The sequence below is a fragment of the Paenibacillus sp. OSY-SE genome (assembly GCF_000283315.1).
Lineage (GTDB): Bacteria > Bacillota > Bacilli > Paenibacillales > Paenibacillaceae > Paenibacillus_B > Paenibacillus_B profundus.
In genome coordinates this window covers 18,615-38,478 of record NZ_ALKF01000174.1, presented here as the reverse complement: position 1 = coordinate 38,478, position 19,864 = coordinate 18,615, and the positions used below count along the sequence as shown (strand labels likewise).

The window sequence follows — 19,864 nt, the reverse complement described above, 5'->3', positions numbered from 1 at the left end:
ACGCTTTCCCTCCTACTCCCCACGGAAGACAGGCTTTCGCTTCTCCGCAAAAGCAGACAGGGCCTCCGCCCGATCCTTCGTTGGGATCATCAATTCATATGCCTGTGCCTCAAGCTCCAAGCCGGTATGCAGATCAACGCTGCCACCCCGATCAATCGCATATTTCGCCTGATAGACGGCAAGCGGCGCGTTAGCGATAATTTCGTCCGCCAATGCCAGCGCCATCTTACGCAGCCGTTCCGTATCCTCCGCCACCCCGCCCAGAAGCCCAAGCTGAAGCGCTTCCGGGGCGGTAATTTTGCGGGCGGTCAGAATCAGCTCCTTCGCTCTCGCCGGGCCGATGAGCCGCGGCAGCCGCTGCGTTCCGCCCGCACCGGGAATGATGCCCAGGCTCACCTCGGTGAGGCCCATGCGTGCATCCTGGACGGCATAGCGAAAGTCGCACGCAAGCGCCAGCTCAAAGCCGCCGCCGAAGGCATACCCGTTCACTGCCGCGATCGTCGGCTGGGGAAGCTGCTCCACGGCGGTGAACACGTTGCGGATCGCGCGCACGTTGCGACGCACCTGCTGGTCATTCAGCGTGCGCCGCTCCTTCAGATCGGCCCCCGCGCTGAACGCGCGGCCTGCTCCCGTGACGATGACGGCGCGAATGTGTTGCGGGTTCTGCCGGATTTCCTCAACGACCTCGCCCAGACGTACCAACGCCGCATAATTGAACGCGTTCAGCTCATCAGGCCGGTTCAGCGTAATGATCGCCACCTGGCCGTGTTGTTCCAATTTGATTATTGATTGCTCCATATGCTCCATGCCTAATTGTCCTTCCGCTATCCGTATTGTCGCCGCTTACTCCCGCCCGTTCGGCCGAACGCGCGCATAAGTCCCAGAGGCAAACGCGACGAGCTTGCCGTCACAGGTAATTCGGGCATCCGTCACAATCAGCTTGCCTCCGCGCTTCAACACCTTGGACTCCGCGACGAGCAGTTCCCCTGTTGCCGGGGACAAATAATTGATTTTGCTTTCCACGGTCACACACTGCTGCACCCCGTCTACCGGGGGTGCAGCAGCATGACCCATGGCGGCGTCAGCCAATGCGTTGGTGACGCCGCCATGAACGACGCCTTCGATACTGTTATGGAACTCGGGCCGAATTTTCAGCTGTAAAATGCAACCATCGTCATGCAGCTGCATGACTACTATCCCGAGTAGATCATTAAATCGGTTGCGATTAGGCGAACGGCTCACTCATGAACCTCCGCCATATGCATCGACACAACCTTGCCGGCAAATCCCATCAGATCCTTCCCCGATGCCCGGCCTTCTGCGGACGACAGCGCCGCCTTCAAGGCTTCCTTCGATTCAAAATACATCTCCGCAACCAGGTGCAGATCGCTTTCGCCTCCGGGCGAACCGTAGATTTTACCCACTTCCATTTTCACAAGGCCGGGCATCTTGGCCGCGAGCGGCGCATGTGTGTTGAAATAATGTTGATCAAAAGCCTCCATATCTTCCGGCTTGCGATAAATAGCTATCAATTTGACCATTGTCATTTCCTCCCTCATAATTCGAAATATTTTAAATGCCGAACGAAACGAACTTCGTCTCCAAGAACGCTTCCAGCCCATGGCGGCCGCCCTCGCGTCCAATTCCGCTTTCTTTCCATCCGCCGAACGGCGCTTGGGTCTGGGTCGGGGAACCGTCGTTAATCCCGACGATGCCGTATTCCAGCTCTTCGGCCATCCGGAAGCAGCGGCTATTATTCTGCGTATACACATATGCTGCCAATCCATATGTCGTATCGTTGGCCATGCCAATGACGGCGGCTTCGTCTGTAAACGGCATGATTGGCACGACCGGACCGAACGTTTCTTCGTTGGCAATATCCATCTCCTTGGTTACATCTGCGATAACGGTCGGTTCGCAGTAGAAGCCTTTGCCGTATTCGCCCTCGGTCAGCCGCTGGCCGCCGAACACGACCCGCCCGCCTTTGTCTTCGGCGTCCCGGATGTGGCGCAGCACCTTATCGAGCGCACGTTGGTTGATAAGCGGCCCGATTTCCGTATCCTTGCTGCGTCCGTCGCCTACCTTCGCCTTTTTCAGCCGCTCGATCAGCTTCCCGCTGAAGGCCTCCGCTACCGACTCGTGCACGTACAGGCGGTTCGTGCAGATGCACATCTGTCCGGAGTTGCGGAATTTGCTCTCGAATAATCCCGCGACGGCCGCGTCCAGATCCGCATCATCGAACACGATGAACGGCGCGTGCCCGCCCAATTCAAGGCTGACCCGCTGGACGTGCTTGGCCGCTCCCTCCATCAACAGCTTGCCGACGCGCGTTGAGCCGGTAAAGGCGATTTTGCGCACTTTGGGGTTGTCGGTCATTTCCTGCCCGACAGACTCCGGATTGCCGATAACCAGATTGGCGACTCCCTTCGGGAAGCCGGCTTGCTCAATCAATTCGAACAGCCGAATCGCGCTGAGCGGCGTGCTTTCCGCAGGCTTCAAGACGACGGTGCAGCCCGCTGCCAACGCTGGCGCAATCTTCCGGGCCACCATGTTGACCGGGAAATTCCACGGGGTGATGGCACCCACGACGCCGACAGGCTGACGGTTGACCATGATACGCTTGTTGGGCACCGATGACGGGATCGTTTCGCCATATACGCGCTTCGCTTCTTCCGCATACCACATGAAGTTGTCGGCTGCCCCAAGCACCTCGCCCTTGGCTTCCCGCAGCGGCTTGCCCATTTCGGCCGAAATGATGCCCGCCAGTTCATCGCGGTGGCTGCGAACCAACTCGTACAGATTGTACAGATATTTCGAGCGCTCGCGTGCGGTCAAGCGCGACCAGTCTTTGAATGCTTGATGCGCCGCTTCAATGGCGTTCTTGGCATCTCTCGCGTCGCCGTAGCTGACGGTCCCTGCTTCCTCGCCCGTTGCCGGGTTGATGACGCGCAGCGTGTCGCCGCCCTCCGCCTGCACCCACTCTCCGTTGACGAACATCGACTTCACTTGCACTGTTTGCATGCTTTTTTCCATGATACCCTTCCCTCCCGATTATCCCTGGCGTACATAGACGCTTAGATTGATTTCAACGCTTCAAACGGATTTTTGCATTGCTTGCAATATAAGATGCTGCGGCAAGCCGCAGGCCCGAATAAATTGTCCAGCCGCGTGTAAGGGGAATCGCAGTAAGGACAGCGCACTTCCCAAGGATCGCCCGGCTGGCATCCGCGCGGCGGCGGAACGATGCCGAATGAACGCAGCTTCTCCCTGCCTTCGTCGCTAATCCGGTCGGATGTCCATGCAGGCTGCAGCACGAAGCTGACCTGCACCTCGCGCACGCCCGCGACCGGACGCAGCTTCTCGTTAATGCTGTTCTTCATGATGTCCAAGGCCGGACAGCCGACGAACGTAGGCAGCACTTCGACGGCAACGACGCCGTTCTGGGCGGTCGCCTTGTGGATCATCCCCATCTCGATCATGCTGATGACGGGAATCTCCGGATCTTTGACCTCCTGCAGCAGCTGCCAGATCAGCTCCTCCTGCAGCACCGGCGTATCATGCACCAATGGAACTCCCCCCCTTTACCAGCTGGCAGCCGGGTCCAGCCGGTATACCTCCGACAAGGTGCTGACGGCCTGTGCCAGATCGTCCGTATGCTGCCCTTCGCGCCCCTTCTGCACGGGAACGCCCCAATCCCCCGGCCAATCGATCCCATTCGCCGCGAACATGTTCCGCGTCGCATTCATCCACCGCTGTGATATATCGTCCTCGCCCGCGATCAGACCGAAGCCAACGATTGACGCCGACGCTCTGCCGAGCAAGAACAACTCGCCGATGTCGCTCCATACCTGCTCCAATGCCGCATTCAGCCTGTCACGCGCATCGTCCGTGCTGCTCGCCAGCCGCTTGAACCACATGTGCCAATACCGCACATGATAGTGATGCTCGCGCTGCATTTTCCCCGCAGCCTGCGCCAACGGAACATAAGTAGAATACGCCAATGCCTCCAGCCGGATCTGCTTGAAAACACCATACAGACTGTAGCGGGCAATCGCATACGCCCAGTCATAATGCGGCTGGTCCGCATAATCGCCCGTTCCGTTGGGACGCTCGATGAGAATCGCGTTGCGGAACGCATCCGGGCTCCTCATGTGCGCCAGATCATCCGCCTTGCCGGCTCCAAGTTCCTCCAGCATCTCGTACAGCATCGCCGCATGCCCCATCATGTCCTGTGACATCGACGAGAATGCGACATCCTCTTCGATGTGGGGGGCCAGCCCTAACCACTCCGCCCCCCGGTAGGCCAAAATATAATCGTCATCTGCCGCCTGAAACAACAATTCCTGCAAAGCCCGCACATATTCCGGGTTCCGCCTGGCCTCTTCAGCCGTCTCCACATATGAATGTTCGGACATGTCAGCCCCCTTTCTGCGTGAAAGCCGCTTTGCTCTCATACGCTTCTTTGTGGCGGCGCCACTTGGCCTGCACATCGCCGTAGCCCTTGGTCTCGCGATAGCTCTTGTTGTCCAGACGCTCCAGGCTTGTGCGCTCTTCCGGGGTCAGTCCATGAATATCTTCACGGTTCACGACCCAAATATTGATGCAGGGCTCGCGGCGCATAAAGTTCTCCCGCGCCATCAGCAGCGCCGCCTCATGGTTGGGCGCCAGCAAGCTGAACTGGTGCACGAAGCCGGAAGCCGGATTTTTCTGGCTGAACACCTCGTAGACGGTAAACTGGTCCTCGTGTGCGCTGTTCATAACCTTCCTCCTGCCATATGTTCTGCGCGCGGTGCCGCCAACATCGCGTCACGCACCCATTTTGCCTCTTCGTATGACGTCTTCCGCAGCCGCAGCCGCTGCGCCGAGCACGGTCCGTTGCCCCGCACAATCTGCACGAACCGATCCCAATCGGGCTGCTGGTAATGCCAGACGCCCTCTGCTTCGTCATAACGGATCGTGTCATCCGGAAGAGTCAAGCCAAGGTGGTAAATACGATGCACATATTTATGGAAAAATACCTGCCGCAGCTCTTCATTCGTCTGCGATCGAATCTTGTAGCGCATGTTCAGAAGCTGATTGCTTGATACGGTGCCGCCTTCCGGCGGGCCGAAAAACATCAGCAAGGACGGCCACCAGCGGGTCACGGCGTCCTGCAGCATTTGCCGCTGTGCCGGAGTCCCTTCGGCCAGTTCCAGCACAATGCTCTCTCCGTGCTGGGCATGGAACTTCTCCTCCGCGCAGATGCGCTGGAGCGCGCGGGCATACGGCGCGTAGGACGTTTCCAGCGACATCGTCTGGGTGATGATCGCCGCTCCGTCCACGAGCCAGGCAATGACGCCGGCATCCGCCCACGTAGGAGCCTCCATATGGAAAACGTTGTGGAATTTCAACCTTCCCGAGAACAGATCCTGCAGCAGATCGTCGCGGTTTTTGCCAAGCGGCGCGAGCAGGTCCTCCACGACACGCAGCAGCAGCTGCCCGTGCCCCATTTCATCCTGCACCTTGGCCATAATCGCCAGCTTGCGGCGCAGGGTCGGCGCCTTTGGCACCCATTCCTTCTCGGGGAGCGCCCCCATAATTTCGCTCACGCCGTGCATCGATATGAGCTTGATCAACTGGTTGCGGTAATCGTCAGGCATCCAATCGTCAGCCTCAATTTTGTCACCCCGATCAATCCGCTCCAGAAATTTCGCCAATCGCTCGTTGTCCAGCGCTCTATCCGGGTCCGTTCGATTACTCATGCTCCAGCCTCCTTTCATTAACGATGTGTATGGCATGCCCCAAGGCGGCAGCCGCCGCTTCCAGCCAGCCTTCGCTAAGCGTCGGGTGCGGATGCACTGTAAGGGCCACGTCTTCCGCCTTGGCTGCCAATTCGAGCGCCAACGCGCCTTGGCTGATTAGGCTGGCGGCATCCGCCCCTACCGCATGCATTCCCAGCAGCAGGTGGGAGTCCGCATCGACGACCACTTCGGCGAAGCCGTCCGTCTTCCCGGCAGCAAGCGCATATCCGTTGGCGCGGAACGGGAATCGCCCTGTCTTCACCTTCATCCCCTGCCGTTCGGCCTCCTCGCGTGTGAGCCCGACCCCGGCAATCTGGGGATCAGAGAAGATGACGTACGGAATATACGGCGAATCCACAGCGCTCGGCAGCCCGCCGATAACCTCTGCGGCGACCGTGCCCTGCTTCGCGGCGCGATGGGCCAGAGCGGGACCAGGCGTAATGTCGCCAATCGCAAAAATATGGCTCACATTGGTACGGCACTCCGCATCTACCTCCACATAGCCGCGTTCATCCACGGTGACTCCCGCCTGGCTTAGGCCGATCGCCTCCGTATTCGGAACACGCCCGATCGTCACCAGCACCTTATCGCTGACGATGACTTCCTCCCCATGCCGCTGCGAGTCCACGTGCAGCTCGACGCGGTCGTCATGCGCGACGGCAGTCCGCACCGTCGCCGACGTCTTGATGGTCATGCCCAGCTTACGGGCGCGCCTCTTCACCTCCTCGACGAGGCTGACGTCTACGAGCGGTAGAATTCGTTCCTCTCGCTCGATGAGCGTAACCTTGCAGCCCAGTTTGGCGAAGGCCATGCCCAATTCAATGCCGATGTATCCGCTGCCGACAATCGCCAGACTGCCGGGCAGTTGGGCCTCATCCAACGCATCCGTCGAGGTCAGGATGCGCGGCTCACCCGCTTTCGCGAACGAAGGGATGTGCGGCCGCGAACCGGTTGCGACGATTGCCTGCCGGAACTTGTAAGTTTCAAAGCCAGATTCCGATTCCACCCCGATGCGATCGGCAGACAGGAAGATTGCGCTGCCCTTCACGACCGTTACGCCGTTGGCGGCGCACAATTGCTCGACCCCGCCGCGCAGCCGGCGGACTATGCCGGATTTCCAATCCTGCCAGACTGTTAAATCGAAGGTGAGCGCATCCGCTTCCGTCCGAATCCCCATCTTGGCAGCTGATTTCGCGTCATAGAGCAGACCGGCCGCATGAATCAACGCTTTGGACGGAATGCATCCCGAGTTGAGGCAGACACCGCCCAACTCCTCTTTTTCCACCAACACGACGGATTTCCCCAGCTGTCCCAGCCTAATGGCCGCTGAATAGCCGCCCGGTCCTCCGCCAATGACGACGACATCCGTTTCTACTGCAATTTCGCCGACTACCATCTATATCATCTCCGCCCATAGCAAGTCTGGATGCTCAAGCAGCCGCTTCATGCGATTGGTAAAACGGATCGCGTCCGCGCCGTCGATCAGTCGGTGGTCGAACGACAGCGCCATATTCATCATCAGCCGAATGACGCCTTCCCCGTTGCGCACGACCATGCGCGGCTCCATCTTGTGCAGCGCCAGAATGGCCGCTTCCGGATGGTTGATAATCGGGGTGGCCAGTAAGCTCCCGATCGGCCCGACGTTGCTAATCGTAAAGGTGCCGCCCGTAATCTGCTCAAGCGTCAGCTTTCCTTCCCGTGCCTGCAACGTCAAGCGGGCGATTTCTTCCGCCAATTGAAAGATCGTCTTCCGGTCGGCATGCCGAATAACGGGGACGAACAGACCGTCTGGCGTATCGGTCGCAATTCCGATATGGTAGTAGCGCTTCAATACGATTTCCTTGCTCCCGTCGTCAAGCGAAGCGTTGAAGGCCGGGAATTCCTTGAGGGCGATGACCAGCGCCTTGATAAAAAACGGCAAGTACGTCAATTTCACCTGCCGCTCGGCCGCAATTCCTTGCAGTCGTTCCCGTAGCGCTTGCAGCGCATCGGCTTCCAGCTCATCCACCTGTGTGACGTGGGGGATGATTGTCACTGCTTTGACCAGCCGTTCTGCGATTTTCAGGCGCACACCCCGCAGCGGAATTCGCTCTTCGGCACAGAGCGGCGGCGCTTCGCTCTCGATCCTGGAGGCGGATACCGATTTCACTTGTGGCCGGGATAGCTGGAGCGCTTGTAGAGCGACGTCTCCGACAGAGCCGTCTTGGCCCGCAACAGTTGCTTCAGATGCCACGAACGTCAATTCGTCCTCTTCCCGGGTGTCTATATAACGCTTCAGATCCTCTTCGGTTATGCGGCCATCCGCTCCAGCAGCCGACACCTGTTCAATGTCGATCTTGAGTTGCCGCGCGAGCTGGCGGACATAAGGCGCAGCCCGCGCCCGCCTTGACGGGTGGACGGGAGCAATGTGTGATTCAGCTGCCGGTGGCGCAGCAGGCGGCGACGTAGCGGCAGCTTGCTCCGCTTCCCCTATCCTGCCGAGGGTCACTCTCCCTTCTTCGTCAAGGAGAAATAAGATATCGCCCACTTCGACCTTATCCCCTTCGGCAAACATCAGCTTACGTACCACTCCCCCTGCCGGAGCGGTCAATTCGGCGTTCACTTTATCCGTCAGCACCTCGACAATCGGCTGGTCGCAGTTGACCCGCTCTCCTTCCTTAATCAACCATTTGCCGATTTCCCCTTCGTGAATGCCTTCTCCCACATCAGGGAGCTTAAACTCCATCATTCGCGTTCTTCCTCCTCTACAACGGTCAGAACTGGATCGTATCTGCGATTCCATGCCTCACCCGCTCTACCGTCGGAACGTAGAAGTCTTCGAGCGAAAACTGCGGAACCGGCACGTCGAATCCGGTAATTCGCTTTACCGGAGCCCGTAGATACATGAGTGCCTCGTCATTGATTAGCGAAATAATTTCTGCGCCGACACCGGCCGTCTTGTGCGCTTCATGGACAATGAGGGCGCGGCCCGTCTTCTTGACGGATTCGGCAATCGTGTCCCGATCCAGCGGATAAAGCGAGCGGAGGTCGAGCACTTCGCATGACCAGCCCTTCTCCTGCTCCATCTGCTGGGCGGCCGCGAGCGCCACACGCATCATGGCTCCCCACGAAATAATCGTCACATCGCTGCCTTCCTGAACGATGCTGGCTTTGCCCAATGGAACGCGGTACATCTCCTCCGGCACCTCTGCTTTGAATGCGCGGTAGATCTGGGCCGGCTCGAGGAAAATGACCGGGTCGGGATCCTCAATCGCGCTGATTAACAAGCCTTTGGCATCATAGGGATTGCTCGGCACGACCACCTTGAGCCCGGGCGTATGGACAAAAAACGCTTCAACGCTCTCCGAATGCAGCTCTGGACCGCGGATCCCCGCTCCGTAAGGCGTGCGTATGACCATGGGGACGTTGAACTGCCCCCGGGTTCGATAGCGCATCCGCGCCGCATGGGAAATAATTTGTTCAAAGCCGGGATAAATGAAGGCCAAAAATTGAATTTCGACTACAGGGACCAAGCCGTTCAGCGCAAACCCGATAGCCGAACCGATAATTCCGGCTTCAGCCAGCGGCGTATCGACAACCCGATCTTCGCCGTACTTGCCGAACAGTCCGTCGGTCGCCCGGAATACGCCGCCGTTGACGCCGATGTCTTCCCCCATCAGGATGACGCGCCCATCATCGGCCAGCTTCTGGTCCAGCGCTTCGGTTACCGCTTGCAATATCGTCAAACTGCGACTCATGATTCACCTTGCCTTTCCGCACGGAGCCCGCTCTGTTCTTGCTGCTCGGCAACGGGCCAAGGCGTCTCGGCGCACACGTGCTTGAACATATCTGCAGGCTTGGATTTGGGATAGCTCTCCGCTTCGGCGACCGCATCCTCGATCAGGCCGGTGACCCGCTCCAGCAGTTGTTCCTCGTCCTTCTCGCTCCATAACCCCCGCTTCTGAAGATACAGCTGCAGCCGCTGCACAGGATCTCGCAGTTCCCGCCATTCCGCGGCAAGCCGCGCCTGATCGCGATATTTCCTCGGATCATCGCTCGTCGTATGCGCCCCGTAGCGGAACGTAACCGCCTCGATCAGTGTCGGACCGCCCCCGCTCAAGCCTCGCTCAATCGCTTCCCGGACCGTCTGCCATACGGCAAATATATCGTTGCCATCTACCCGAACCCCTGCCATATCGTAAGCGGCCGCGCGTTGGGCAATCGTCCGCGAAGCGGACTGGGCGCGGAACGGCACGCTGATCGCATATCCGTTATTCTGGCAGAAGAAGACGGTTGCCGCTTGGTATACTCCGGCAAAATTCAAGGCCTCATGGAAGTCTCCTTCCGAGGTCGCTCCTTCGCCAAAATAAGCGATGCTTGCCTGCTTCTCCCCTTTCAGCTTGGCGGCCCAAGACGTTCCTACAGCATGCGTCAGCTGGGTGGCAATCGGGACGCACGGCGGCATAATTTTTCGGCCTTCCGGACTGACGGATCCTTCCATATGCCCCATCCAATACAGGAGGACACGGCTGAGCGACTGCCCATGCGTAATCGCGGCGGCGTGATCGCGGTAGCTGGGGAACAGCCAATCTTCAGGAGACAGCGCCATCGCGCTGCCCACTTGCGAAGCCTCCTGCCCTTCATATGGAGCATAGGTGCCCATCCTGCCTTGTCTTTGCAGGTTGACTGCCTTCCGATCGAACATCCGCACCAGCACCATGTTTTCGTACATTTTCACCATCAGAGCCTCGTCAATTTCCCCCTCGATTCCATGGCGAAGCTCCCCATCCGGCGTCAGCACCTGGTACGGCTCAAGCAGCCCGCGCGGCTTGTCATGCTTCATCGCCATTTCTTCCATTTCCTCGATAAGCGGGGTCAACGAATGCCCCTGACTATGAATCATTCCCATCGCTCCTTTCAGCTTTCCGTTCATCTAACCCAAGAGTAAGCGGTCATCCGCTACACCTTTCAACAGTGCAAACTTCTTCAGCAAATCTTCAATCGTCAAATGCTTCTTCTCCTCTTCCGGCACATCCAGAATAATCTGGCCGGCGTCCATCATAATTAAGCGGTTGCCCAGTTCGATGGCCTGCTGCATGTTGTGGGTGACCATTAGCGTGGTAAACTTGGAGCGCTCCACCACTTCCCTGGTCAGCGCCGTAATCAGCTGCGCCCGCGCCGGATCAAGCGCTGCCGTATGTTCATCCAGCAGCAGTACTTTCGGCTGCGTGAACGTCGCCATCAGCAGGCTGAGCGCCTGCCGTTCGCCGCCGGACAGCAGGCCCGCCTTCGCCGTCAGCCGGTGTTCCAGCCCAAGATGAAGCGATGCCAAATATTCACGGAACAGCTCCTTGCGCTTCTTGTCCACGCCTCTGTGCAAGGTGCGTCTTCTATCGCGGGAGAACGCCACCGCCAAATTCTCTTCGATCGTCATCGTCGGCGCCGTTCCAGCCATCGGGTCTTGAAACACCCGTCCGATCTTCCGCGCACGCTCGTATTCGGACAGGCCGGTCACCATTTCGCCGTCGATTTCGATCGTTCCGCAGTCTGGCGCCATTCCCCCGGAGATGATGTTCATCAGCGTGGACTTGCCAGCTCCGTTGGAGCCGATGATCGTGACGAAGTCGCCGGGATGAAGTGTCAGATTGATCTCTTGCAGAGCTATTTTTTCGCTCGCCGTCCTGCGGTTGAACACTTTGCGGATCCCGTTAAGTTTCAGCATGGCTCTCCCCCCTTGCTCCTTGGCCGGCCGCCGCAAGCGGCTCCTCCTTCGGCGCCCGCACCCGTCTGTCTTTCCACGTATCGATCATCCGTGACGACACGAGCGCAATCACCACTATAATGGCGGTCAGCAGCTTTAAATCATTCGGATCGAGCCCGATGCGGAGCGCGAACATAATAATTAAGCGATAGACGATTGCGCCGCCGATAACGGCGAAGGTCGCCCGTCGAATCGAGGAATGACCAAAGATTGCTTCGCCCATAATGACTGAAGCCAATCCGATAATGATGATACCGATTCCCATCGAGATGTCCGCAAATTCTTGATACTGCGCAATCAAGGCGCCTGACAACGCTACCAAACCGTTGGAGAGGCTCAGCCCGATAATCTTCATGTTGTCGGTGTTCGCGGAGAAGCTGCGGATCATCTTCGTATTGTCGCCGGTCGCACGGATGGCCAAGCCGATTTCCGTATCGAGAAACCAGTCGATTGCCCATTTGATTAATAGAACGGACACCCCTACGGCCGCCAGAATCGAGAGCGGTTGCAGACTGGAGAGGAAGGATGAAATTTCCGTAAACAACGTGTCCGCGCCCAATAGCGGCGTGTTGGCCTTACCCATAATCCGCAAGTTGATCGAATACAAAGCAATCATCGAAATAATCCCGGACAGCAGCGTATTGATTTTGCCCTTCGTATGAAGCAGCCCGGTTACGCTGCCTGCCACGCATCCCGCCAGCATCGCGCCCAACGTCGCGAGCAGAGGGGAATATCCATTGGTAATCATGACCGCCGCTACAGCCCCGCCGGTGGCAAAGCTGCCGTCGACGGTCAGGTCGGGAAAATCGAGAATTCGAAACGTCAAGTAAACGCCCAGAGCCATCAACGCGTAAATGACCCCTGCTTCAACAGAACCCGTCAGCGCATACAGCACGATAGCATCCTCCTAAAAATGGAACGATTTATTGCTCCGATTTATTTCTCTATCAGGATTGCGCCTTGCTTCATGTCCTCCGTCAACGTAATTCCTTGTTCTTCCGCTGCTTTGGGATTAATCATGAGATCGAGCTGTTCCGAGAAACGGACAGGGATTTGGGCTGGTGATGCGCCCTTCAGCACCTCTACCGCCATCTTGCCCGTCGTATATCCCAAATCGTAGTACTGGAATCCCACTGATGCGAAAGCGCCCTGTCCGACGGATTCGCTGCTCTCGCAGAACAACGGGATATCCTTGTCGTTCGCCACCGACACGACCGAGCTCAAAGCCGAAATCACGGTATTGTCCGAAGGCAGATAGATGATATCCGCGCGACCCACCAACGAATCGGCAGCCTGCTTCACCTCCGAGCTGTTCGTAACCGTTGCTTCAACGGTTTCCAGCCCTCCGCCTTGCAGCACTTGCTTGACATTGGCGATGTTGACGACGGAATTCTGTTCCCCGGAGTTGTATATCACCCCTACTTTTTTAGCATCGGGGAAAAATCTCTTCATCGTTTCCATCGTCTTCTTAATCGCTTCCGGGTTCGTGTCCCGCGTGCCCGTCACATTCCCTCCTGGCTCTTCCAGACTCTTGACCAATTTTGATGCGACCGGATCGGTAACGGCCGTGAATAGGACCGGAATGTCTTTCGTCGCTTTTGCAGCCGCCAGCGCAGTTGGCGTGGCAATCGCCAGAATGAGATCGTTCTTGTCTCCGACGAGCTTCTGTGCAATGGTCATGTTGTTGTTCATGTCTCCCTGAGCATTGTGCATATCCACTTGCAAATTGTCGTTTTCTTTGTACCCGGCATCTTTCAGCGCCTGCAGAAAGCCCGTTCTCGCCGCATCCAGCGAAGGATGCTCCGCAAACTGCGCGATACCGATTTTGACTACTTTCTTCCCGTCGTTTTCGTCGTTTTGCTTGCCTGTTGCCGCAGGCTCGTTAGAGGCCCCGCATGCAGCCAACAGCAGCAAAGAACAGACGGCGAGAATAGAAAAAAGTTGTTTCATCCAAGCTCGCTCCTTTACCATTTAAATTGTAATTGTTTGCGCTTTCAAAGTAATTAATTAACAAAAGCGTATCGGCGAGTTGTCTGAGTGGAAAGAAAATCTTGCAGTCGTCTGGGCAGGAAGTTCCGCTTGCTCGAGCTCAAATGATTGTCGGAATGAAGACAGGATCGCTCTGGCTGATTTGTTCATTTGAACAATGGTTCATAATTGTATACGCTTTCTTTGCTGTGAAAGCTGTACCCTTTGCAGGTTGTAGACATGATGTGGGTAGGTTGCATAAAAGATTTGGAAATCGTGCAGATTTCGTGATGGAGTGCGTAACACGGATTCGGTGTTTGTCATGAGGATGGTCAGTGAAATTATAATACGTTTTTTTGATAGTGCGTTATTTTAACGTTATAATATCACGGAGTCATAAACAGTGTCAATATTTAGACACATTTTAAATTTAAAATGTGATGAAAGTTATAGACATTAACTCCCACCCGATCGTTTCACGGCATTTCGAGCTTTCACGCAAATGATTCTCTGCCCTTACGCCCTCCTAAAAAAGGCTCTTTGTTACCACTTCTCATTATCAGAAAAGATAGTTATAAAATGTTCAAGTTCTTGTTCACTAGGCCTTCTCCATCTACCATCTTGAATTCTCATATTAGTATTTCTACTTGGGCTTTTATACGATGTTACAACTTGACTTCCATCAGGTTCAACAATATGAAATCTGCCGTTATCTACTCTAATAACCCATCTTCCGTCTTCTTGTGTTAGAACATGGGCCTGTCAGACTGGAAGAGATGCATTGCATCCGAGCCTTTTCTTCATTCTCCCCTTCCTTCAGAAGGCGGCACACCAATGTTCGACTCTGGGTTCACTTCCATCAGGAGGCGTCACGCCCATGAACCGACTCTATATTCACTGCAATCAGGATCGAATCATCAGGAAATAATATCTTTCACGGATCGGCATGTACCCTTATCCCCGCCCCCCTCCTGACAGTATGGGAGAGTGTTGCTAAAGGCCATTGTACGAAAGACTGTCAACCTGTTCTCGTTTGAAAGGAAGAGGTTGCTGCTGCTATTCTGAATAAAGGGGAGAGTGAAGCAAGGGATGGAACTGTCATACTTATCCTTTCCGAGAGCATCACCTATCCCGATTTTTTATAAATTCCACATGACCGTACTACCAGACTCTTAAGTAGAGTAGTGATGACCGATTACAATAAAACGCCCCCGCGCAGCTTCTCTGCCGCACGGGGGCGTTCGCGTGACTGCGGCCGACACAGTCGTCGCCGGGCCACAAGCAATCTATCCTTTTTCCCTACTCTTGCTACACTGTGCCATTGCTGCTTCCTTGAGTCGACGGCACGCCCCTGACATCCAAAACGGTACGAATCGGGTAATTGCGGAACACGATGGATCCAAGCCATCCCGCAGCTGCTCCAGCAAGGGCGCACAAGGCAGCCGCGATCGTCACCGGGAGCGGATCGTTGAAGCCGTACATGACCATCAAGCCGGCAATCGGCGTCGCTGTGCCTGTCGCGTTGTTGATCAGTCCGAATAGAGACACGACGACTCCTGCCGCGGCCCCGCCTATAAAGTTGGTGATATATACGGGGATCGGGTTGGCGGAAATGATATCCGCCTGCGTAAGCGGCTCAATCGCTACCGCTATCGTCGTTCGGCGGTCACCGAACTTCATCCGGTGAAAGAAGACAAGGTTCATGAAGGACGAGCCCATCACTGCCAGTGCCCCAATCGCCATCGGCAGCCCCGTCAAGCCGAGCATTGCCGTCAGCGCCATCGAGCTGAGCGGAGCCGTAGCGACAACCGTAATGACCCCTCCCAATATAACGCCCATCACTATCGGGTTGTCCGTTGCCGTGGCCGCAATAATGCTGCCGATATTCAATAGGGTCATATCAACGAGCGGACTTATCAGCACCGCAACTCCTCTTGCGAGCGGAGCCGCAATGACAATGCAGGCAATCAAATCGAGGCCGGCTGGCACCTTTTTCTCGAACCGCGTCACAAGGAATGAGACAAGATAGCCTGCGATGAAGCCCGGCAGCAAGCCAAGTCCGGCGCACGCCACTCCCAGCATCATGGCATATACCGGAGATACGCCCATCGCAAGCGCGACAAGAGCCGCGGCAGCAACGCCGCCCATGCCGCCTGCTGCGACGCCCACATCTTTCAAAAATCCGATCTGCAGCATATCGCCGCCAACATAACTGTGAAACGCTTCGACGAGAAAGCTCGCCACGGCTGCATTGGCCAATGCCCCCATCGCTTTCATACCGTTCGGAGCCTTGAAGCTGAACAAACTGAACAAGGATAATACAAGCAACAACAGTGCCGTTCCCTGAATAATCTGCATGAAATCTCTCCCCCGTTCGTTCTCAATGCGGCCAATGTTTATTTTATACATAAGTTGAAAACGTTACAATTCTATTGTATCAAGGCCCTTTCTTTTATTTCATCCGCTAATTTCTTGTATTTTATCTGTTATATAATGGTATACGCAAAAAAAGAAGCAGACACGCATCCCATTGCTAGGGCATGTTTGCTTCTTATACTTATACATATAAACGATTATGCGGTCGGCTGCCCCGCAAGATCGTCATACATCGCTTGCAAATCGATCGCTTGCCCGCCGTTCTGGCGGGACTTCTCCGCTGCGAATGCCATCAGGTGGCTGCGCACGGAAACGGTTGCCGACGACAAGCTCTCATCCGCACTGTGTCCGAAGCTGCGCACTTCCTGGAGGAACGCACGCACGATGCCGGAGTCGCCACCGCCATGTCCCGTCTCCGGCGTGTGCACCTTAATCGTCCGCTCTTCTTTCGTTACGAAGTCATGAATGACGAAGCCGTCATCCTCCATATTGCCGCGGATGTCTCCCTTGGTGCCCATCACCTGTACGATGCGCGTGTTGTCGTGCGTGAAGCCGCACATGCTGAACATCGCCGTCGCCCCGCTCGCGAACTCCATATTGACGACCTGATGGTCGACGACGTTGTTATCGGTCTGATAGACGCATTTGCCGTAAGGACCTTCCCATAGCGCCTTCACAATACCTTCCTTCGTATAGTTATCCGTAATTTTGCGTGCCCAGCCGATTCCTTCGCCCAAATAATAGCGCGGCGCGTGATATTGGCAGCTTGCCTCCGCCGGACACCCTTCGATGCAGCGCGCAGGCGCTCCTTCCGGCTTGTTGCCTTCATGGAAATGCATCAAGGAACCGAAGGAGTTGAGGCGCACGCACGGTTCATTCATCAAGTAAGCCAGGATGTCCATATCATGGCACGATTTCTGCAAAATCATCGGGCTCGACTGATCGCTGTTGCGCCAGTTGCCGCGGACGAAGCTGTGCGACATGTGCATGTTCCCGACGTTCTCATTGAGTTGGATGGAGATGATATCCCCAATCGCGCCACGATCGATCTCACGCTTCATTGCCGTCCAGAACGGTGTATACCGCAGCACATGGCATATCGTGAGCAGCCGGTTATGACGCTTGGCGGCTAGCTCCATCTCAACGCATTCCTTCGGCTCCGGCGACATTGGCTTCTCGAGCAGCACGTGGTAGCCAAGCTCGAGTGCGCGCAACGTCGGCTCATAGTGCATCCGGTCCTGTGTGCAGACGATAGCTGCATCAGCCAGCTTGTTCTCCCCAAGAATCAATTCCCACGAATCGTACTGCTGCGACTCCGGCAGCTCGAACGCTTCCGCAAAGCTGCGCCGCCGCTCTAAGTTCGGATCGGCCACGCCCACAATCTTGAACTCATGCATATTGTCCAATGCATAAGGGGCATATGCTCGGGCTCCCCGATCCCCTGCTCCAATCACGATCGCTGTAACTTGTTGCACGTGTCCTCATCTCCCTATTGTAGGTGCTTCGATCGTCTACAGCTCTGCTTGGCGCTTCGCATAGTATTCGTTCATCTCATCTGTAATTTCCTTTAATTGCGCATCGTTGCGAAGCTGCTCAATCAGCTTATCATACGCTTCGATCGTTTCCTTCCCGATAATGACCTTCGTGCGCATGTCGTCGACCTTCTTCTGAATATCAGGGAAATACCGATTGAATTTCTCAGAGAACAGGCCGCGGTCCGGCTGCGGTACATCGACTTTCTTCCGCTCCGTTACAATGTCAACGTTGCGCTTGTAGAAATCATCCGGCATTCCGATAGCGCTAATCGCCATATCGTCGCTGACCAAGTGGAAGATGGAGGCCATGTTGCCATCCCCGACCATATCCTTCTTCGCTTGATCCGTCGGAATTTTATTTCCATTCTCTTCCTTATAGTGTACGTCCTTCACACCGTAGAAGGCAAGCGTGTTTCCTTCCGGCCCGTATCCGTAATCCAGGAAGGAGAGAATCTTCTTCACCTTGTCTTCCGGCACTTTTTTCGGTATCAGAAATACACCGTAATATGGGACACCAGAAGGCGTATATTTCACTCCCGCTTTGTTCTCAATCGAAGCGAGCGGAATCAAGTCTGCATTCGGATCGGTCTTGCGGATGAATTCCGTATGAATCCACGCCTGATTCATCGAATACCCGACGCCCCCTGCCTTGCCGCTGCGAATTAAGTCGGTCACTTGTGAAAATTTCATAATGGCGAAATCCGGAGGAAGCAACCCATCATCAAACAACTGTTTAATGTAAAGCAATGCGTCACGAGAAGCGTCTTCTGTAATTATAGGCACGAGCTTGCCGTCCTTCAGCTTCCAGCTGCCTTGCGTCTCATTGAATACGTTGTACAGAAAGCCCAATGAAGCAGGCGTCGTTGCATATGGCACCTCATCCGCCTGTCCGTTGCCGTTCGGATCCTTCGTCTTGAACGCCTTCAGCACTTCCCGGAATTCATCTACGTTCGCAGGCACTTGCAGCTGTAATTTATCAAGCCAGTCCTTGCGGAACATCGGGAATATTCCTCCGCCGTATGCCGGGTAATAACGTGGAACGCCGTAATTTTTGCCGTTGATTTTGGAATCCCGCCACATCACCTCGAATTCCTCGCGGTTTAAGTTCGGATATTCCTTCAGCAGCTCTGTCAAATCCCAGAACACGCCTTGATCAATCATTTTGCGCAGCTGTGAATTGTCGAGCGTCTCGACGTAGGTCAAATCAGGCAAGTCCCCCGATGCGAGCATTACGTTAATTTTGTCCTCTGCCGTTGTCGGACTGAGCCATGTAATGTTCAGCTTCGTGTTCGTCCGCTTCTCGAATTCCTGCCAGAGCGGGTTGTCCGGACCGATAAACTCCGGCGCATAGTTAATTACCTGAGTTTTAATGTTGGTCACACCGCCGTTGTCGCTGGCGTTGTTGTTTCCGCATGCGGTCAGCAGCAATGAGCCTGCCAGCGTGAGCAGAAACGTCGTTTTTAGCCATTTTTTCATAATAGCGACCTCCCTTTTATACTTAATTCCACTTGCACCTTCATGTATAGGTTAGACTGACGTCGAACCATCTTCCGGTAAGGGCACTGCTTTCAGGAGCTACTCCTTCAAGGAGCCGACCATGGCGCCTTTCGCAAAATGCTTCTGTAAAAACGGATATACAAGCATAATCGGAATCGTCGCAATGACAACGGCAGCCATTTTGAGCGTCTCGGTCGGCATTTGCCGATTGGCACGGAAGCTCTCGACCCCCGCTCCTCCGCCCATCGTCGACGGATCTACCAGCATATTTTGCAGCAGAACCTGCAGCGGCCATCTGTTCTGATCGTTGATGTACATCAAGGCATTGAAGTAGGTGTTCCAATAACCTACCGCAAAAAACAAACCGAAAGCGACAAGCGCAGGCAGCGACAACGGCAGCATGATGCGCCAGAAGACGCCGATTTCGTTACAGCCGTCAATTCGTCCCGCCTCCTCCAGACTGTCCGGTATGCTGTCGAAGAAGCCTTTCATTAGCAAGGCATACCAGCCGCTCGTCAAGCTGGGCAGGATTAACGACCAGATGCTGTCGATTAGACCTAAGTTGCGGACGATGAGATAAGCTGGCACCAAGCCTGGCTGGAACAGAAACGTCAGCAAGATAAGGAACATCATTGCACGCCGGAACCGAAGCCGCTTGCGCGACAACGCATAGGCAAGCCCTGCCGTCACGATTAGACTGAGCGCTGTTCCAACCGTAGCCAGAAATGTGCTGACCCCGAGCGCGCTGACGAACAACCCGTTGGAGAGCAGGTATCGGTATGCATCCAATGTCCATTTTTCCGGAAACAGAATAAGCGGCTTGCTGTAATATTCCGTCGGGTCTGTAAAGGACAGAACAATCGTATAATAAATCGGAAATACGGTCGCCAAAGCAATCAGAATGAGCACCGTAATATTCGTAATGTTGAAGACGCGGTCGCGCCAGCCTTTGTCCGCCATTATCGTTC

The 19,864-nt window shown here is 55.6% G+C and carries 19 protein-coding genes; all 19 read right to left on the bottom strand.

The window, feature by feature from the left end:
* Positions 1 to 12: 12 nt before the first annotated feature.
* The gene (locus A372_RS0111660; RefSeq protein WP_026011022.1) at positions 13 to 798 is read right to left on the bottom strand and encodes an enoyl-CoA hydratase-related protein; all 786 of its coding nucleotides are present in this window, start codon (positions 796 to 798) and stop codon (positions 13 to 15) included.
* Positions 799 to 843: 45 nt separating this feature from the next.
* Positions 844 to 1,242: a PaaI family thioesterase gene (locus A372_RS0111655; RefSeq protein WP_019421029.1), complete on the bottom strand. Its 399-nt coding sequence runs from the start codon at positions 1,240 to 1,242 to the stop codon at positions 844 to 846.
* Positions 1,239 to 1,541 (bottom strand): EthD family reductase, encoded by a 303-nt coding sequence (locus A372_RS0111650; protein ID WP_019421028.1) that lies wholly within the window; start codon positions 1,539 to 1,541, stop codon positions 1,239 to 1,241. Before A372_RS0111650 ends, A372_RS0111655 begins: the two co-directional genes overlap by 4 nt.
* 31 nt (positions 1,542 to 1,572) lie before the next feature.
* Complete coding sequence (locus A372_RS0111645; RefSeq protein WP_019421027.1) at positions 1,573 to 3,033, bottom strand: NAD-dependent succinate-semialdehyde dehydrogenase; 1,461 nt, start codon at positions 3,031 to 3,033, stop codon at positions 1,573 to 1,575.
* 41 nt (positions 3,034 to 3,074) lie between these two features.
* Positions 3,075 to 3,566: a 1,2-phenylacetyl-CoA epoxidase subunit PaaD gene (gene paaD / locus A372_RS0111640; protein WP_019421026.1), complete on the bottom strand. Its 492-nt coding sequence runs from the start codon at positions 3,564 to 3,566 to the stop codon at positions 3,075 to 3,077.
* 15 nt (positions 3,567 to 3,581) lie between these two features.
* The gene (gene paaC, locus A372_RS0111635; RefSeq protein WP_019421025.1) at positions 3,582 to 4,415 is read right to left on the bottom strand and encodes a 1,2-phenylacetyl-CoA epoxidase subunit PaaC; all 834 of its coding nucleotides are present in this window, start codon (positions 4,413 to 4,415) and stop codon (positions 3,582 to 3,584) included.
* Position 4,416: 1 nt separating this feature from the next.
* Positions 4,417 to 4,758, bottom strand: coding sequence for a 1,2-phenylacetyl-CoA epoxidase subunit PaaB (paaB, locus tag A372_RS0111630; protein WP_019421024.1), 342 nt, complete (start codon positions 4,756 to 4,758; stop codon positions 4,417 to 4,419).
* Positions 4,755 to 5,741: a 1,2-phenylacetyl-CoA epoxidase subunit PaaA gene (paaA, locus tag A372_RS0111625; protein ID WP_019421023.1), complete on the bottom strand. Its 987-nt coding sequence runs from the start codon at positions 5,739 to 5,741 to the stop codon at positions 4,755 to 4,757. Before paaA ends, paaB begins: the two co-directional genes overlap by 4 nt.
* A complete protein-coding gene (lpdA, locus tag A372_RS0111620) occupies positions 5,734 to 7,176 on the bottom strand; it encodes a dihydrolipoyl dehydrogenase (RefSeq protein WP_019421022.1) in 1,443 nt (480 codons plus the stop codon). The genes paaA and lpdA overlap by 8 nt, the downstream gene beginning before the upstream one ends.
* The gene (locus tag A372_RS0111615; RefSeq protein WP_019421021.1) at positions 7,177 to 8,508 is read right to left on the bottom strand and encodes a dihydrolipoamide acetyltransferase family protein; all 1,332 of its coding nucleotides are present in this window, start codon (positions 8,506 to 8,508) and stop codon (positions 7,177 to 7,179) included.
* A gap of 25 nt (positions 8,509 to 8,533) precedes the next feature.
* The gene (locus tag A372_RS0111610) at positions 8,534 to 9,517 is read right to left on the bottom strand and encodes an alpha-ketoacid dehydrogenase subunit beta (RefSeq protein WP_019421020.1); all 984 of its coding nucleotides are present in this window, start codon (positions 9,515 to 9,517) and stop codon (positions 8,534 to 8,536) included.
* Positions 9,514 to 10,617, bottom strand: a complete 1,104-nt coding sequence (pdhA, locus tag A372_RS0111605) for a pyruvate dehydrogenase (acetyl-transferring) E1 component subunit alpha (protein WP_443146836.1) — start codon at positions 10,615 to 10,617, stop codon at positions 9,514 to 9,516. Before pdhA ends, A372_RS0111610 begins: the two co-directional genes overlap by 4 nt.
* Positions 10,618 to 10,692: 75 nt before the next feature.
* Positions 10,693 to 11,481: an ABC transporter ATP-binding protein gene (locus tag A372_RS0111600; protein WP_026011019.1), complete on the bottom strand. Its 789-nt coding sequence runs from the start codon at positions 11,479 to 11,481 to the stop codon at positions 10,693 to 10,695.
* The gene (locus tag A372_RS0111595; protein WP_019421017.1) at positions 11,468 to 12,415 is read right to left on the bottom strand and encodes an ABC transporter permease; all 948 of its coding nucleotides are present in this window, start codon (positions 12,413 to 12,415) and stop codon (positions 11,468 to 11,470) included. The genes A372_RS0111600 and A372_RS0111595 overlap by 14 nt, the downstream gene beginning before the upstream one ends.
* Before the next feature lie 41 nt (positions 12,416 to 12,456).
* The gene (locus tag A372_RS0111590) at positions 12,457 to 13,470 is read right to left on the bottom strand and encodes an ABC transporter substrate-binding protein (RefSeq protein ID WP_019421016.1); all 1,014 of its coding nucleotides are present in this window, start codon (positions 13,468 to 13,470) and stop codon (positions 12,457 to 12,459) included.
* Between the two features lie 1,326 nt (positions 13,471 to 14,796).
* Positions 14,797 to 15,846 (bottom strand): PTS sugar transporter subunit IIC, encoded by a 1,050-nt coding sequence (locus A372_RS0111585; protein WP_019421015.1) that lies wholly within the window; start codon positions 15,844 to 15,846, stop codon positions 14,797 to 14,799.
* A gap of 215 nt (positions 15,847 to 16,061) precedes the next feature.
* Entirely contained in the window at positions 16,062 to 17,339 is a 1,278-nt protein-coding gene (locus A372_RS0111580; protein ID WP_019421014.1) for a Gfo/Idh/MocA family protein, read from the bottom strand.
* 36 nt (positions 17,340 to 17,375) lie between these two features.
* On the bottom strand, positions 17,376 to 18,875 hold the full coding sequence (locus A372_RS0111575) for an extracellular solute-binding protein (RefSeq protein WP_019421013.1): 1,500 nt from the start codon (positions 18,873 to 18,875) through the stop codon (positions 17,376 to 17,378).
* A 99-nt stretch (positions 18,876 to 18,974) separates the two neighbouring features.
* Positions 18,975 to 19,856, bottom strand: a complete 882-nt coding sequence (locus A372_RS0111570; protein ID WP_019421012.1) for a carbohydrate ABC transporter permease — start codon at positions 19,854 to 19,856, stop codon at positions 18,975 to 18,977.
* Positions 19,857 to 19,864: the final 8 nt, after the last annotated feature.

Coding starts and splice junctions, on each gene's coding strand:
- A372_RS0111650 (WP_019421028.1), bottom strand. CDS start 1,541: ATGGTCAAATTGATAGCTATTTATCGCAAGCCGGAAGATATGGAGGCT.
- A372_RS0111645 (WP_019421027.1), bottom strand. CDS start 3,033: ATGGAAAAAAGCATGCAAACAGTGCAAGTGAAGTCGATGTTCGTCAAC.
- A372_RS0111585 (WP_019421015.1), bottom strand. CDS start 15,846: ATGCAGATTATTCAGGGAACGGCACTGTTGTTGCTTGTATTATCCTTG.
- A372_RS0111660 (WP_026011022.1), bottom strand. CDS start 798: ATGGAGCAATCAATAATCAAATTGGAACAACACGGCCAGGTGGCGATC.
- A372_RS0111610 (WP_019421020.1), bottom strand. CDS start 9,517: ATGAGTCGCAGTTTGACGATATTGCAAGCGGTAACCGAAGCGCTGGAC.
- paaC (WP_019421025.1), bottom strand. CDS start 4,415: ATGTCCGAACATTCATATGTGGAGACGGCTGAAGAGGCCAGGCGGAAC.
- paaA (WP_019421023.1), bottom strand. CDS start 5,741: ATGAGTAATCGAACGGACCCGGATAGAGCGCTGGACAACGAGCGATTG.
- A372_RS0111575 (WP_019421013.1), bottom strand. CDS start 18,875: ATGAAAAAATGGCTAAAAACGACGTTTCTGCTCACGCTGGCAGGCTCA.
- A372_RS0111590 (WP_019421016.1), bottom strand. CDS start 13,470: ATGAAACAACTTTTTTCTATTCTCGCCGTCTGTTCTTTGCTGCTGTTG.
- A372_RS0111570 (WP_019421012.1), bottom strand. CDS start 19,856: ATGGCGGACAAAGGCTGGCGCGACCGCGTCTTCAACATTACGAATATT.
- A372_RS0111615 (WP_019421021.1), bottom strand. CDS start 8,508: ATGATGGAGTTTAAGCTCCCTGATGTGGGAGAAGGCATTCACGAAGGG.
- pdhA (WP_443146836.1), bottom strand. CDS start 10,617: ATGGAAGAAATGGCGATGAAGCATGACAAGCCGCGCGGGCTGCTTGAG.
- paaB (WP_019421024.1), bottom strand. CDS start 4,758: ATGAACAGCGCACACGAGGACCAGTTTACCGTCTACGAGGTGTTCAGC.
- lpdA (WP_019421022.1), bottom strand. CDS start 7,176: ATGGTAGTCGGCGAAATTGCAGTAGAAACGGATGTCGTCGTCATTGGC.
- A372_RS0111600 (WP_026011019.1), bottom strand. CDS start 11,481: ATGCTGAAACTTAACGGGATCCGCAAAGTGTTCAACCGCAGGACGGCG.